The 15,970-nt window shown below is 63.3% G+C and carries 13 protein-coding genes; 4 read left to right on the forward strand and 9 right to left on the reverse strand.

Translation table 11 applies throughout. The features are described from left to right. The 3 genes from ACFCU0_RS07785 to ACFCU0_RS07795 all read left to right on the forward strand — a co-directional run. A partial coding sequence (locus tag ACFCU0_RS07785; protein WP_434973100.1) for an alpha/beta fold hydrolase occupies positions 1–796 on the forward strand: 796 nt, incomplete at its 5' end. Positions 797–958: 162 nt separating this feature from the next. After that, positions 959–2,680, forward strand: coding sequence for an acyl-CoA dehydrogenase family protein (locus ACFCU0_RS07790; protein ID WP_434973101.1), 1,722 nt, complete (start codon positions 959–961; stop codon positions 2,678–2,680). Positions 2,681–2,810: 130 nt separating this feature from the next. After that, the gene (locus ACFCU0_RS07795; protein ID WP_434973102.1) at positions 2,811–4,598 is read left to right on the forward strand and encodes an acyl-CoA dehydrogenase family protein; all 1,788 of its coding nucleotides are present in this window, start codon (positions 2,811–2,813) and stop codon (positions 4,596–4,598) included. A gap of 31 nt (positions 4,599–4,629) precedes the next feature. Here ACFCU0_RS07795 and ACFCU0_RS07800 read toward each other — a convergent pair whose 3' ends face one another. From ACFCU0_RS07800 to ACFCU0_RS07830, 7 genes are all read right to left on the reverse strand, one after another. Beyond that, positions 4,630–5,631, reverse strand: a complete 1,002-nt coding sequence (locus tag ACFCU0_RS07800; RefSeq protein WP_434973103.1) for a hypothetical protein — start codon at positions 5,629–5,631, stop codon at positions 4,630–4,632. An 87-nt stretch (positions 5,632–5,718) separates the two neighbouring features. Beyond that, positions 5,719–5,901, reverse strand: coding sequence for a hypothetical protein (locus tag ACFCU0_RS07805; protein ID WP_434973104.1), 183 nt, complete (start codon positions 5,899–5,901; stop codon positions 5,719–5,721). An 8-nt stretch (positions 5,902–5,909) separates the two neighbouring features. After that, on the reverse strand, positions 5,910–7,991 hold the full coding sequence (locus ACFCU0_RS07810; RefSeq protein WP_434973105.1) for a lasso peptide isopeptide bond-forming cyclase: 2,082 nt from the start codon (positions 7,989–7,991) through the stop codon (positions 5,910–5,912). 64 nt (positions 7,992–8,055) lie between these two features. After that, positions 8,056–8,571, reverse strand: coding sequence for a lasso peptide biosynthesis B2 protein (locus tag ACFCU0_RS07815; protein WP_434973106.1), 516 nt, complete (start codon positions 8,569–8,571; stop codon positions 8,056–8,058). Then, positions 8,568–10,505 (reverse strand): ABC transporter ATP-binding protein, encoded by a 1,938-nt coding sequence (locus ACFCU0_RS07820; protein WP_434973107.1) that lies wholly within the window; start codon positions 10,503–10,505, stop codon positions 8,568–8,570. Before ACFCU0_RS07820 ends, ACFCU0_RS07815 begins: the two co-directional genes overlap by 4 nt. A 104-nt stretch (positions 10,506–10,609) precedes the next feature. Further along, entirely contained in the window at positions 10,610–10,918 is a 309-nt protein-coding gene (locus ACFCU0_RS07825; RefSeq protein WP_434973108.1) for a PqqD family peptide modification chaperone, read from the reverse strand. 15 nt (positions 10,919–10,933) lie between these two features. After that, on the reverse strand, positions 10,934–12,136 hold the full coding sequence (locus tag ACFCU0_RS07830; protein ID WP_434973109.1) for a nucleotidyltransferase domain-containing protein: 1,203 nt from the start codon (positions 12,134–12,136) through the stop codon (positions 10,934–10,936). 451 nt (positions 12,137–12,587) lie between these two features. Between ACFCU0_RS07830 and ACFCU0_RS07835 the strand changes: the two genes are divergently transcribed. Continuing rightward, a complete protein-coding gene (locus ACFCU0_RS07835; RefSeq protein ID WP_434973110.1) occupies positions 12,588–14,426 on the forward strand; it encodes a PQQ-dependent sugar dehydrogenase in 1,839 nt (612 codons plus the stop codon). Positions 14,427–14,611: 185 nt separating this feature from the next. Here the strand turns inward: ACFCU0_RS07835 and ACFCU0_RS07840 are convergent, their stop codons facing one another. Further along, positions 14,612–15,277 carry an acetyltransferase gene (locus ACFCU0_RS07840; protein WP_434973111.1) on the reverse strand — a complete coding sequence of 222 codons (666 nt, stop codon included), beginning with the start codon at positions 15,275–15,277 and terminating at the stop codon, positions 14,612–14,614. Between the two features lie 49 nt (positions 15,278–15,326). Further along, a partial coding sequence (locus ACFCU0_RS07845) for a phosphopantetheine-binding protein (protein ID WP_434973112.1) occupies positions 15,327–15,970 on the reverse strand: 644 nt, incomplete at its 5' end.

Raw genomic sequence — 15,970 nt, forward strand, 5'->3', positions numbered from 1 at the left:
GGTTAACGGCTGCGAGTACTTCGTCCGCGATGTCGGCGAAGGGGACGAGACGATTGTCTTCGGCCACGGCTACCTGATGACCCACCGGCTGTTTGATCAACAAATCGAAGCGCTTCAGGACGACTACCGCTGCATCGCGTTCGACTGGCGCGGTCAGGGAATGTCGGAAATCACCACGGGCGGCTATGACGTGCGCGATCTGGCGCGGGACGTCGCTGAATTGCTCGACGTCATGGATGTCGACCGCTGCCACTACGTTGGCCTGTCGATGGGCGGCTTCGTCGGGTTTCGGCTGCTCGCACACTACGGCGAGCGGCTGCATTCCGCGATCCTCCTCGATAGTGACGCCGGCGCCGAGAGCCTCTGGCGATGGATGAAGTATCAGGCCATGATCACCATGGTCGATCAGTTCGGATACGACAGCGTCATCGATCGCGTCATTCCGCTGATGTTTGGACAGACGTTCCGCCGAGAGCACCCGGACAAGGTGCGCGATTGGACCGATCGCATTACCGCGCAGGACCCCCGCGGCATCGTTCGCGCCGGTCGCGCCATTTTCTCCAGGGAAAGCGCCCTTCCCGTTCTCGGCCAGGCACGAATACCCACGTTGCTGATTGTAGGCGGGGAAGACAAAACTACCCCGCCCGAGAAGACGGCGACAGCGCACGACGCCCTGCCCAACTCCCGGATGCTGGTTCTGCCGCAGGCCGGACACTCGTCGGCCGTTGAACAACCCGATGCTGTGACGAACGCCATCCGTCGGTTTCTGACGGAGGACGTGGCGTCCATGGCGTAGAACACCTTCCCATCGGCACGTCCCGTAGCAACGCAGATCGGTTTCGCGCAAAGTGCGAATGGGTGTCTCAACTCCGGCATCATGCATGCATTTATTCGGGTGAACAGCCACGGTGCTGTTCCCTCTCCCGATGATGTTCTGCACGATGACCGTTTTAGTTGTATGCCCCCGAAAGGATCTAAGATTGCCAGGCTCGAAAACCAGTTCACGGACGACCGCGTACTTCGCGGGTATCTTGAGCGAGTCCTCCCTCCGGACGTCCTCGCGGACATTCGCCCCGAGATGGAAGCTCTCGGTCGCCTCGCCGGAGACGAGCTGTACGACCTCCAGCTGGCGGACCGGGCCTCCCGGCCGGAACTTACACAGTGGGATGCTACCGGTGATCGGATTGATCATGTCGAGCTGACCGATAGCTGGAAGCGGGCGATGGACGTGGCCGCCGAATACGGGATCATCGCCAGCGCCTACGAACAGAAGCACGGGGCCTACAGCCGCACCCATCAGATGGCGAAGGCCTACCTCTTCTCCCCTTCCACCGATATGATCGGCTTTCTGATGGCCACGACAGACGGGGCCGTCCGCACGCTTCTGGACCTCGGTCAGCCCCGCGACACCGCTGACGCGGTCCGGCACTTCACATCCCGCGACCCGAAGGCGTTCTGGACGTGCGGCCAGTGGCGCACCGAACAGGCCGGCGGCACCGATCTCTCGCGGATCAAGACGCGAGCCGTACCGAATGACGACGGCAGCTGGTCGCTCCACGGGCGCAAGTGGTTCACCTCGTCGAGCGTGGCGAATGCGGCGATCGTTCTGGCACACCCGGACCGTTCCTCAGACGACGCGACAACCGAAAACGGCGGTCATGAAGGACTCGGGCTCTTCTACGTTCCCATCCGTAGCGATGCAGACACGCCGCCGAACGAAGGCATCGGCGTGAACCGGCTGAAAGAAAACCTCGGCGCACGGAAGATCCCGGTGAGCGAGATCGCGCTGGACGGGGCGCGCGCCCTCCCACTGGAAACGCGGCACGGGACGCGGTACCTCACGCCGATGGTGGAAATCGCCCGGATATGGAATGCCGTCATGGCGACCGGATTCATGCGCCGCGGACTGGCCCTGGCGCGAGACTTCTCTCGCACGCGAGAAGCCTTCGGCACGCCAATCATCGAGAAGCCCTTGCACTACGACACGCTGGCCTCGATGCAGGCAACGTTTGAGGGAGCCTTCCAGCTTACATTTCGAACGGTTGAGCTCCTCGGTCAACTGGAAAGCGGAACGCTCGACGACGACAGAACGCACTTGCTACGCGCTCTGACGCCGCTTGTCAAGCTGCTTACGGCCAAGCAGGCCGTGAGCGTCGTCGGCGAGGTCGTCGAAGCGTTCGGTGGTGCCGGATACGTCGAGGAGACCGGCATACCGCTGCTGCTCCGCGACGTAAAGGCCCTGACGATCTGGGAGGGCACCACGAACGTCATGTCGCTGATCGCCCTCCAATCGCTCCGGCGGGAACGGCGCCTCCGGGCCATCCGAAACGAACTTCAGCGATGCCGGGACGCGGTGGAATCACCCGTGCTGGTGGAAGCGGTCGATACGGCCGAAGACGCTTTCCGCTCCGCCGTCACCTGGCTGGCGGACGCCCTGAACGAATCGCCGGACGCGGTCGAAGCAGGTGCCCGACGTTTCGCCATGACGATCGGGAAGAGTCTCGAACTTGCCCTCCTTGCGCGGCACGCACAGTGGGCGATGCCGAAGGAAGGCAATCGCGCGGTCGCGGTCGTCGAACACCTGGCCGCCCAGGGGATCGACGAGATCGCGGCACGCCGAACCTACGACGCCAAAATGCTCGCCCACGATTACACGGCGCAGTCGCTCTTTCGCTCGTAACCCGCCGTAACACCGGCACCTGCAAACCCACGCATGACCGGGAGCGGACCGACCTCTCGTTCGTTCGACAGCCCGGTGCCTCCTGCCGCTTCCCGAACCATATCCCTTTCGACCAGCAGACCGTACAGCCATGACGCCATCCGACGCCGATGTGACGCAGCAGCCGCCTGCCCTCGGGAATCAGTACGATGACGACCGCGTGCTCGTCAGTTATCTGCGCCAGACGATGTCCGAGGAGGAACTCAGCCGCATCGAAGACGAACTGCGGTCGCTCGGGGAAATCGCCGGGGGAGAATTGTACGACCTGTACCTGGACGACCTGGCCAAGGAGCCGATCTTGACCCGCTGGGGACCGTGGGGCGACCGGATCGATGAAATCGAGGTCACGGACGTCTGGAAGCGTGCGGAGGAAGTCGCAGCGACGTTTGGCGTGGTTGCAGCCGGGTACGAACGACACCTGGGCGACAAAAGCCGGGTGCATCAGTTTGCCCTCGCCCATCTGTTCATTCCGTCAACGGACATGTACGGTTGCCCGCTGGCCATGACCGACGGGGCTGCCAGCACGCTTCTCGCGTCCGGCAACGACGATCTCATTGACACCGCGGTGCCGCATCTTACCAGCCGCGACCCCGACGTCTTCTGGACCTCCGGGCAGTGGATGACCGAACTTTCGGGGGGATCGGATGTCGGCCGGTCGAAGACAACGGCCCGGCAGGACGACACGGGGGCCTGGCGACTCTACGGACGGAAGTGGTTCACGAGCGCGATCACCGCGAACATGGCGCTGGCCCTGGCCCGGCCGGAAGGCAATCCAGACGGCGGCCGCGGCCTCGCCCTGTTCTACGTGCCCATCCGGGAGAACGGCGACCTCGTGGACGGGATCGCGGTCAACCGGCTCAAGGACAAAATGGGCACCCGAAAGCTTCCAACCGCCGAACTCGACCTTGACGGTGCACGGGCCATTCCGGTTGGCGAGCTGAAGAATGGTACGCGCAACATTGCCCCGATGCTCAACGTGACGCGCACGTGGAACGCGGTCACAGCGACCAGCTTCGTCCGCCGCGGACTGGCACTGGCCCGTGACTATGCTCAGAAGCGAGAAGCCTTTGGCAAAGACATCATCGAGCACCCGCTCCATCAGGAGACGCTGGCGGACGTGCAGGCCATCTACGAAGGGATGTTTCACCTCTCCTTCCGCGTTGCCGAACTGCTCGGCAAGTCCGACGACGGAACGCTGAGTGAAACGGAGCGCGGTCTGCTGCGAATGATGACGCCGATCGCCAAGCTGACGACAGGGAAGCAGGTCGTCCCGGCCATGAGTGAGCTGCTGGAGGCGTTCGGTGGCGCCGGATACGTCGAGGACACCGGCATACCGACTCTCCTACGCGACGCACAGGTCCTCCCCATCTGGGAGGGCACCACGAATGTTCTGTCGCTGGACACGCTCCGGGCCCTGGCGTCGGTCGGCGGCATGAAGCCGCTGAAGGCTGAGTTCAAGCGGTGCGCGCAGGCGATCCATTCCCCGACGCTGAAGAAGCCGATGACGACCGCCCTTCGCGCGTTTCGGGACGCGGCGGTCTGGCTGAAGGAGTCTACCGGGGACGAGGAGGCACAGCAAGCCGGCGCCCGCCGATTCGCCCTGACGGTTGGAAAATCCCTCGAGCTGGCGTTGACCTGTCGTCACGCGCAGTGGTCGCTCGATAACGAACAGGACGGCCGGTCAGCGGCAGCTGCCGTACGGTTTGCGGCGACGCGGATCTCGCACGTAGCCGACCTTGACCATCACGATGCGTACGTGCTCGTCCACGACTTCAACTGCCCGACGCTTTTCGAATGCCACAACGGATCCGGCGACGGCGTCTCAACGGCGGAGGACGACCTGTCCGCCTTCATGGACGCCGACCGCAGGAATGCCTGAACGTCCCGCTCCCTGGATCATGGTAGCGGAATCATGACGTAGACGAGGCTTCTTCAATCGTCGAAAGGACCCGGTCGAGGTGGGCAAACGATCGGGGTCGACCGAGCCGTATGACCGGTACCGCGGCGACCAGAGCCTGCGTCAGCCGAAAATCCTGCCGCCCGGCCTGCTTTGCCCCGAGGAAGCGAGCCGCGTACGAATGGGACATGAGCTCAAAAAATGCCTCCCGCTCTGACAGCCGGGTTTCGCTGACCTCGGGACCGTCCTGAAGCAGATAGATGCGCGACAGGGGGACGGCACGGCGGCAGCACCGCTCCGGGGCATGCACCCGTTTGTCGATGTCGCGAGTAACGCGTGCTAGCGACGCCGGGTCACGACCCAGCATCTGAAGGGTGTCGGGCCACAGCTTCACCCGTGGAAATGCCGGCCTCGCCATGGGGGCTCCGGTCTTCGACACGTCCAGAGCCAGCACGTCATCCGTTACTAAAGAGTGGCCCCGCTCATGCAGAGCTGTAGCAGTGGTCGACTTGCCCGCTCCTTTTTCCCCAACGAACGCAACGGCACACTCGTCAATAACGACCGCACTGGCGTGGAGGGTGTGCAGGCCCCGCTGGTGCAAAAGGGTGCCGAGGACCACACCGAGCAGTGGGGCCCGAAGCGTCTCCTCCGTGACGCCCGGCATGGGGGCGTACCGTACTGAGCGGCCCGAGCGGACCACGAACTGTCCGGATCGCGGCCAGATGAAGTGGACCGAATCCTTACGGGCCCGGACGGCTAACCCGGCACGTTCAGCCAGCTCCGCCGGAATGGCGGGGAGATCGGCACGACGAATCTCAACATCGTGAGATGACGGACCAAGGGATTCAGATGAGGAGCAGGTCTCCAGCTCCGGCAACTGCATCGTACAGCCGAGCCGGAGACCATACGCGAAGTACGAGAACAACGGCGCATCAGACGTCGACACGTCGCCTGGTCCGTCCTTCATCCTCATGCGGACCGGCTCCGCGACGTCTCTCGTTTCGGGATCGTTCATTCCGATGGCTGATGACGAAGAGAAGACGGTCCGTACAGCACGGGCTGTCGTCAGCCGACGCCGTACGTGCGAGAGCGATCGTCCCGGTTAGCTATAGCCTCCGCCTGCGTCGCAGGTCGCCAGGAACCGGTAGTCGTAATCCTGCGGAAACCCGATATTCTTATCAGGGTCGAGTCCGAGGTCGATGCTCCACTCGCACTCGCCGCTGCGGGTAAGCTCTGCGATCGTCCCGTAGACGCGCATCGATGGTGCTGAATACGATTTTTTCATGGGCATGATCAGTCGTTTGTGTATGTGAGACTGGCGACGGCGGAATCGCCCATCGCCGCGGATGTTGAATCAAGCGTCTCCACCGGCAACGCCGGCAAATCGGCGATACGATTCAACCACAGGGAAAGTACAGACGCCGCCCAGAGGCTCACTACGTCCTTGCGTTCCAATGCAGTGCGTAGAGATCGCGCGTCTATGTACCGCTCCAGGTCGGTCCCCCCATCCTCCAGAAGCGCACGGAGACGCGAATCCTGGATGAGCGCTCTGCTGAAGTTCGGGCTTAAATCGCCTTTGCTCGTCCGACGACGAATGCGAGACGGAAGTACATTCTTCATTGACCGGCGTAAAATCGACCGCGTCCAGCCGTCTCGAAGTTTCTGGTCGGGGGGCAGCGACAGGCAGTATTCGATCAGGCGCACGTCGTAGAACGGATGCACGCGTTCCCCGCCGCACATCGCCGTAAGGTGACTCACCTCTTCGAGAATGGCGGCGATGGGACCGGCGCCAAGGTGCAGGGATGCCCAGTGCTGTTTCCGTTCGGTGTAGGACGTCGTTCGAAACGAGCGGCGGCGCTCCTCCAGACGTTCCCGGAGATCGGTCCGCCGGACGAGGTCGCGACTGATGAGCGGGTGGAATACGCTCTCGGTCGGTTTCCTGCCGCGGATCCGGTCGATCGCCCGCCCGACGGCGCTCGGAAGCCGGGGCCGAATCACCTGGTGCCACGCCAGGCCAAGGGCACCCTCGCCGGCCATCGCCGCCGCGGGAAGACAATCCTCCCGGACGAAGCGCCACGGGTCCTGCCGTGCAAGGGTACGCACATAGGGCGCCACGCGCTGCGCATAGATCACCTCCGTCGCAACACCCATACGGGTACTGAGCGCTTCTACCTCGGACTGTAGCCGGTCCCAGTCTCCGCGCACCACGAGTTCTGCCAGAAAGCCGTATCCGTGGGAGACCGCCACGTCCCCTTCCGATCCGTCCAACAGGATCCGCACGCCGTTGTCGGTGGCTTGCCGGAAGAGGTGCGTTGTCAGGTAGATGTTGCAGCTCAACGGCGGCTGATCGAGATGGCGGATCACCCGCTCAATGTCGTGAAGTGGGCTCACCCCGCTCAACGACACCCGGTGCATGTCGAATCCGCCATCGGCGTCGAGGGCGTCGAGGTAGGGACGTTCATCAGCGCGACGCCGCTCGGACTCCGGCAGATCGGGGAAGATGGCAGAGAACGTAGGGAGCGGCCTCTCTGACGCCGATCGAAGGGACCTGGCAACGCACGCAACGGAGGACGAGTCGAGCCCGCCGCTCAGTAGAACCCCCGTTGGGACGCCGGTTTCCTGACGGCACCGCACCGCTTCGGCAAAGACCTCCGCAAACCGTTCTTCGTAGGCAGCGTCGTCCGGAAGGCGGCACTCGGCTTCCGGATCGAGCGACCAGTACCGCCGCTGGTGGGAACGCCCGTCCGCGTACACGACCATAGCATGGGCCGGCGGAAGCCGCTGGACGCCTTCAAAGAAGGTCGCCTCGGTGTCCCCTGCCTCCTTCGCCAGAAACTCGGCGACCCGCTCCTCCCGGACGACTGGTTTCACAATCCCGGACGCGAACACGGACTTGAGTTCGCTTCCGAACACGAAGGCCCCGTCCGATCCCAAATGGTAATAGAGCGGACGAACGCCGATTCGGTCGCGAGCCAGAAACACGCGATGACGGGTCGCATCCCAGACTGCAAACGCGTAGGTACCCACCAGCCTCTCCGGACACCCCGTCCCCCACTTCCGATACGCCTCTAAGATGAGGTCTGCATCCGTCAGGTGCCGCCGCCTCGTGCCGAGGGCCGACCGTAGTTCGCCCCGATTGTCGATGCGGGCATCGGCCGTGAGCACCATGGATCCGGAGGAATCGACGGCGGGTTGGGCCGATCCGCCGGGCACGACGCGGGTCCGTAGCGCACAATGCCCGATGCCGACGTGTTCGTCCGACCAGATCGCGACCCCTTCCGGACCGCGATGGCGCATGATCTCAACCATTGCCGAGACCACGCGGCGATGGACCTTTGCGCCCCGTGGCGACACGATGCCTGCGATTCCACTCATGGACGGAAGACGATTCGAAAAGGGAACGTATCAGCGAGGCTCGATATGAGAGAATGCACCCATGTCAGCGATTGGGCGACGGGTGTGACCGGGCGGGCTGAGCATCGAGCCGCGTGTATCGGGACGGCGCGTGGGCGCCGCCCAGAATCACCGTGCCTCCACGCTCCAGCCATGCATGCGCGGCCACGCGACCTCGATGGCGCTCAACGCCGAAGTGGATGCTCGGAATTGGCTGTCCGCCGCGCGCGAAGAGGCACCGTGCGGCAAGGGCCTGGGTGAGACACGGACGCTTCGGCACGACCCGGCGCGATGCTGTATGCACAGCCCAGAGGATGCGCCGCTCTTCGGGCGACAGGTCTGGCGTTGCGTTCTGTGCATCGGATCCGTTGGTTTTCGTACCGCAGACCCGATCCAGGAGACCGACCACGTAGCGGTACGGTGCGACGCGAAGAAGCACGGCGACCGTTATGACCGTGGGCACGGCCATGCACAGGATGCGGCGCTCGGCCACCGGCAAGGCACGGAAGCGCTGGAACACCCGACGGATCCGCCCTGGTAGCGTGCGGGCAGCGTTAATCATGACGAATCGGGGCCGTATGGCGAGTTGGCCGGGTGCGGTGTCTCAACCGATCCGTTGCGGCGACCGAAGGACGGTTCCGGCAGGCTGCCGACGGTCTCTTCGCCGTCAGACGTACTCGGTTCTGACGGCGTCCGCCAGCCCGACCGTACCTGCTCACGCCAGGATCGTGCGTATCGGCCCTCGCCGGCGAGCAACTCGTCGTGCGTACCGGACTCGACGATACGATTGCCGTGCATCACGTAGATGACGTCTGCATGCATCGCCGTGGTGAAGCGGTGCGTGACGACGAGCCCGGTGCGTCCGCGCACGAGCATCCCGAATCGCCGGAGCCATCGGTTTTCGGCCCACGTGTCCATCGCGCTGGTCGGTTCATCGAGGATGATGATAGGAGCGTCGCGGTAGAACGCCCGGGCGAGGCAGACGCGTTGCCATTGTCCACCGCTGAGGTCCGTCCCGTTCCCGAACCATCGCCCGAGATGGGTTTCGTACCCGTCCGGGAGCGTCTCGAGAAATGAATCGGCCAGCCCCAGTTCTGCCGCCTTCTGGACCTCGCGCTTACTCCGCGGGCGATGCGGGTCGCCGTACGAAATGTTTTCCGCGGCGCTGGCCTGGTAGCGGACCGGCGTTTGAAAGAGAATGGCGATACGTCGCCGCAGCATGTCCGGGTTGAACTGTCGAACATCAACCCCGTCGATCGTGATACGCCCCTCCTGCGGGTCGTAAAACCGGCAGAGAAGCTTGATCAGGGTGCTCTTGCCGACGCCGTTCGGCCCCACGATGGCGACCGTTTTCCCCGCGGGGATCGTCATGTTGAAGCGTTCGATGGCCGGCCGGTCGGCACCAGGATAGCGGAAGGTGACGTTTTCGAAGCGAATACCGTGTCGAAGCGATTCGGGGACGGTCTCCGGCACGCTCGGCGCGACGAGGGTCGCTTCGAGATCGAGGAAGGAGAAGAGATTTTCCAGGTACAGCGCACTGGAATACATGCGGCCCACGCTTCCGAGCAGCGTCCGCATTAACCCCTGACCCTTGGAGAACGCCTGGTAAAAGAGGCCGAGGTCTCCGAGGGTGGCCGCACCGATCAGGGCGCGATGAACAAGCCAGACCATGACGCCACCCATCACGAGAATGGCGGACAGCCCCGCGGCGAAGTGCGCGAGCGCGCGCCGACGGAGATGGTCGAGGTGTTCACTGCGAAGTCGGGACCGGAGCGCCTGGTAGGCGTCACGGAATCCCGGACCGAGGCCAAAAATGCGGAGCTCGGACGCGGCCCAGTCGCGGGTCACCAGCTGGTTCAGGTACGAGGCTCGACGCCGGTCGGCCGTCGTGTCCTCCCACCATCCGTGGTATTCCCGGTTGTAGTAAATGACGACCACGAGCGCGGGGGCCGTGCTGACGAGCAGCGCGAACGGGAGCCACCAACCGTACGGGATGAGCAGAACGGCGATGCCGGCGACGGTAATGCCGCTTCGGATCAATCCCCCCAGGTTGTTCAACAGTTCGAGGGGCTTGCTGCTCGCATTCCCGGCCGCCTGCGTCATCAGGTCGTAGTATTCGGGAAGGTCGTACACGAGCATGTCGACCCGAATGGCCGTGTCATGCACGAGCGCCTGGATGTGATCCTGTACGTGTTCGGCCTGTGCTGTCTGAACCCACGTCAGCACGCTGTCCAGGACGCGGTTGCCGAGCATCACGGCCCCGATGAGGGCGGCGGGGACGAGCAGGATGGACACGTTCGCCCATTCAAGGCCGCCGCCGACGGCGACGCCGGCCGCGTCGAGGACCCATTTCGTCAGGTAGACACTGGCAGCCGGTAGCAATCCCTGTGCAACAATCACGAAGATCCAGGCCGCCGTCCACGTCGCAGATGCCGTCCATACGAGGCGAAGCGCCCGCGACAGGTGTCGGGCCGTCAGTTGGGTGGTAGCCCACATCGAATCCGGTGGGCGCGCTGGCTGCTGCATTCCTGGTCCTTCCGATGAGGTGGAGAAACAAATACAACCGGGGGTTCAGCGAGACATTCCGCCGCCGTACGACCTTAGGCTCCGTTCGTGTGCACGCGGATGAGTCCTTCATCTTCCATCTGAGAGAGCAACCGCGCCGTGTCGGCCTCCAGGGTCTGCCGGTCGACGTCGTACTCCGTTTCCAGAATCGAGCACAAGTCATCGAGCGTATGCGGGCTCGAGAGAAGCGCCCATATGCGCGTACCGACCTCGTTGAGTCCGTAGTAGGTGCCGGAATGGAGACACAGCACGACTTCTTCGTCGCCGAGCGTCGAAGAGAGCTTGTCGGGATGTGCTTCGTACCTGACCATCAGTTCAGTAGACAAATCGTCTTCAGATCGCATGACAAGAAAAGGAGGTTACGGTGAGGCCGTCTGTGAGGGGTACTCCTGTTCGGAGCCGGAACGAAGGCCGAGGCGTTCGGCCAGCAGTCGGAAGGGGCGCGCCAGGTAGAGAAAGGGCGCCGGCGTAGAGGCCCCGGCGAACGCGCGATCGTTGTCCGTCGGCGTCACGGCCAGATACCCGTAGCGCAGGATCATGGCCCAGTTGTCCCGAAGTCGCTGGCGCGTCCGTAGCGTAAACCAGAACGTCTGCCACCCCGCGGGGCGCTTCAGCCCGAGCTCTGTCCCGAACCACCGGTCCTCGATCTCCCGCACGAGTCGTTCGACCATCGGATCGCCGTCCATTTGCTTGCAGGCGTCCGTCGGCAACGGGGCATCCAGCCATCGACGAGCGAGCGCGAGGCCGAGGTGAAGCGTCCGCAGGCTGCCGATCTCCCGGGCGCGCTCCCGCAGAGCCCGCCCGTCGAGGTCCGGGTGATGGTGCAGCACCTGCGCGACATCGCACACCCACAACAGCCGGCTCCAGTGATGCTTTGCGCCGTGAGCGCAGAGGTACAGGAGGAGGTCTTCCGGAGACAGTTCGTACATCCCGGCACGGCCGCAGGACGACGGCACCGCCCGGTCCCACACTGCATCGCCGCTCAGCCGGAAGGTGAGTTCGCGGTTGAGGAGTTCGCTGTGTATTTCGATCGAGACCCCGCGCTCCGGATGCACGAATTCCCGCCCGAGATTGTCTCGCGCTGCCACGCGTGCCTCCGCTTCGCTCAGCCCCCGCCGGCATTGGTAGCCGTTCGCATACAGAAGAGCCCATACGTCCTCCAGGTTCTCGCGACGCACAAGTACGTCGACGTCTTGAAACTGGCGAAGGGAAAGCTCACCGTAGTAACGGCGTGCAAGAACGGGCCCCTTGAAGGGCAGGATGGGAATGCCGGATTCCGAGCAGCAGTTCACAAGGCGGACGAGCTCCTGCATCATGAGCAGGTTTCGCATCTGAACCGCTGTGGCTTCCCGGTGCATTAACCGCAGGATCTGCGGGGGGGCAACGTCAGATGCATGCCGAGCGAGATGATGATACAGAAGAGCCATTACCCCGTGGAGTCGTGCCCGGTCGATGAGATGCCGCCAGTCTATGCCCGCCACTGCCTGACGCAACCTCCGGGCCCGACGTGGACCCAGCGTCGGTCGAGACATATCCAACAGTAGCGTTCTCTCGGGCGACATAGCCTGCTGCAATCGGCACGTGGGATTTCTCTGATATCGCCCAAGAAGTCACGAGCGATTCTATCGGCACCGGCACGGGGCCAGCCGATGGAACATCTCGTTTTCTCGAATCCAAAGCGGATGCTTTCAGCGCCACTCCGGGGAAGATCTGGAGCATCCACCACAGACTTATGGAAGATGACGACGCGAACGTCGCAGCGGCCCTCAAGCTGTGGCGCCCCCACACACGACGGTCAGACGTCTCCGCCGGCACACATCCAGCCGCGCCAGAAACTGATCGGCCTGGCCCGTGCGATCGTTAGCTATCGCGATGGTAGGATCGTGCACGCCGGTTCTCCCCTCTCTCCTCTCTGCCGGCATCCTGTCCAACCCGGTCCTACCCGCGCGTCGATCACCGAGGCTCATCCGATCTGCGCGTTCGCTGCGACTCTTTCACGCTCGCCCACCTGGTATGTCTTGTGAACCCGTTCGCCCCGGGCCGGAACGTCTTCTGGCCGGCTGGATGACCCTGATCACCACCCTTCTCATCACGCTCGGGACGGCGCTCACGCTCGGGACGGCGCCCGCGCTCGCGCAAGACGACCCGATCGTCATTCAGCCGTATCCATCACTGAGTTTCTCCCAGATCACCGACATCCAGCCCGCATTAGATGGCTCCAGCCGCGTGTTTGTCGTGCAAAAGGGCGGTGTGATCGATGTCTTCGACGCGGCAACCGGGTCGCCCTCGCTCGAAACGTACCTTGACCTCTCCGGAACGGTCAATACGGAAGGTGAAGGCGGACTCGTCGGGCTCGCCTTTCATCCGGACTACGCGAATACCGGCCGGTTCTTCGTGTACTACACCACGACGGATGGCGGCGACTTCGTCAGTCGCATCTCCGAATTCAGCGTGTCGCTCGATGACCCGGATCGCGCGGAGCCGGCGAGCGAGCTGGTCCGTCTACAACTCGTCCAACCGGGGTTCTATCACAACTCTGGGCAGGTTCAGTTCGGGCCGGACGGCTATCTCTACGTCGCATTCGGGGATGGAATCGCGTCCTTCGAAGATGGTGCGGGAGGCGTCGCCGACCCATTCAATCACGGGCAAAACCCCGGTACGCTCTTCAGCAGCATGATCCGTATCGACGTGGACGGCGGCGGCTCGGCACCGGACTGCGGGGGCGACGGAGCCAATGAATCTGCGGATTACGGTATCCCGGCAGACAATCCGTTTACGGGCATAGCCGGCGCGTGCGATGAAATCCATGCCTACGGCTTTCGTAACCCCTTTCGGTTTAGCTTCGACGATTCCGGGCGACTCTGGCTTGCTGACGTTGGCGAAGAGCAGCGCGAGGAGATCAACTGGATCGACGCCGGTGGCAACTACGGCTGGAAAACGACCGAGGGCAGCCTGTGCTTCGACCCCGCCACGGGGTGCGACCGGTCCGGCCTCGACTTTCCGGTGTGGGAGTACGCTCATCCTGCGGGAGGCGGTGGGCGGTCCGTAACGGGAGGATACGTCGTGCCAGAAGGGGGCTGTCCGTTTTACACGGGCGATTACATCTTCGGCGACTTCGTGACCGGGCAGATCTGGCGTCTGGACCCGGAGGATGCCCCGTTTCAGTCGAGCGAGTTGCTCCTGGACACCGACCTCATGATTTCGACATTCGGGCGAACGCCGAACGGCGCACTGCTGATCGGGGACTACGACAGTGGAGGCCTGTTTCAATTTGACTGTGCATCTCTTCCTGTCGAGCTCGTCGACTTTCGGGGGTGGCCCTCCGAAAGCGGGGCGCTCCTGACATGGACGACGGCCTCTGAAACCAACAACGCAGGCTTCGATATTCTCCATCGCTCGCCGAACGCGGATCGCTGGGTCGACCTCGGGTTCGTCGTCGGGAGCGGAACGACGTCCAGCCCCTCCAACTACTCGTTTGAAACGGAGGACCTTCGACCGGGGACCCACGCCTTTCGGCTTCGCCAGATGGATGTGGACGGAACGCGGACCCTGAGTCAAGAGATACTGGTGGAGATCGGCCTCGGCGAAGCGCTGCAACTCGTCGGCCCAGACCCGAACCCGGTTGTTGGCCGCGGGGCGCTGACCCTGACATCAGCACGCACGCAACCGGTCTCGGTGCGCCTCTTCGACGTTCTCGGTCGGGAGGTTGCGGTGCTGCTCAACGACACCGTCACGGGCGGAAGCCCGCGCGCGCTCTCGGTCCCTGCAAACCGGCTGGCCTCGGGTACCTATTTCCTTAGAGTAGACGCTTCCTCCGGCATGATCACACGAAAGATCACGATCGCCCAGTAAGACCGAAGGCGGAGACGCGCGGGCAAGCGCACGACGAAGCGACGTCGGATGCGGCGGCAGCGGTCGAGGCGGTCGTCCCCATAGATAAGGACGGGGAACGCTTCCGGGCATGCCCTGCCCTTGTGCCCATCGAGGCAAAATGACGGCTGCGTGTAACGTAGTCGGTCCGTGCATGACCGGTCTTGCTACACGAGTTCCAGCTTTTCACTCTGGATCGGCAGTCGCTCGGCGCTTTGCGCCACCCACACTTCGCCCGGTGCAACGTCCTCAAGAACGGTCGCTCCGACGCCTATTACGCCCCTCGTACCAATCGAGATCTTATTCCGCAGCGTCGCTCCCGGCGCGATGAAGCATCGTTCTCCCACCGTTACCCAACCGGCCATGACGACGCCGAGGCCGATAAACGCATGCGAGGCAACCTCGATGTCATGCCCGAGTCGACATCCCGGTCCAATCATAACGTTGGAACCAAGAACGACGCCGGGACCGACTAGGGAGTGCGGACCGATGAAGCAATTGTCACCGATTTGAACATCCGGGCATACCGTCGCCGACGAACTGATGACGTTGATCAGCTCGTATCCCATCTCTTTGGCTTCTGCATACCGGTCGGCGCGCAGGCCGTTGAGGCCCACGTATCCGACAGCGATAAACATTGCGTATTCGTTCGGGGGATACGTTTCTTGGACGGATGAAAACGGTACGACAGGCCGATCCATGAAGGATCCGTCACCGACGTACGCGGGGTCGACCGTAAATGCCGCCACCTCATACGCTGAATCAGTGGTGAGGTAGGTGTATACCTCTCGAGCGATCGATGCATTCCCGTAAACGACGACTTGCTGTCTCATGGAGCGTCGGCTGAATGACCGGTGATGGCAGCGGAAAAAACGCGGGCCGCTAGATGCCGAGGCGCCGGAGCGTCTCGGCTTGATCTTCGGTGGCATTGGGCCCGTTCTGTGTCGGTGCGGATGGTACGACCTCCCCCAGCGCGGCGGCGAGTTGCCGGACCGTCGGGGATTCGTACGGCGCCGTGATCGGGACATCCACGCCGAGATTGCGTCGCAGAGCCGTCACGAGCCGGATGGCCTGCAACGACGTCCCGCCGAGGTCATCGAAGAAGTCGTCCGTCACGCCGGCCGATTCGACCCCGAGAACATCTGCCCACACCGTCAAGATCGCCTCTTCGGCCTCGGTCTCCGGTGACACCTGCTCCGCACCCCGGCTCTGTGCGGCGCCTACGTCGCTCGGTTCGGGAAGCGCACGTCGATCCACCTTCCCGTTTCGCGTCAGGGGCAGCGTGTCGATAAAAACGAACGTCGACGGAATCATGTATGCCGGAACGTGATGGGCGAGATGCGAACGAAGTGCCTCTTCTCGCTGGCCAGGTTCGTCCGACGGCTCCGACGTCTTCGAGCCCGCGTAATTTGCCTCTTCGACGACAGCGAACACTGTCTTCTGTTCATCGGAGATGGCTCCGCCCATAAGGGCATGAAGATAGACGTGATCGTCGTCAAGATCGAAGTGAGAGCGAATGCAGTCGA

Source organism: Longibacter sp. (assembly GCF_051155795.1).
In the GTDB taxonomy this organism is placed as follows: Bacteria; Bacteroidota; Rhodothermia; order Rhodothermales; family Salinibacteraceae; genus Longibacter.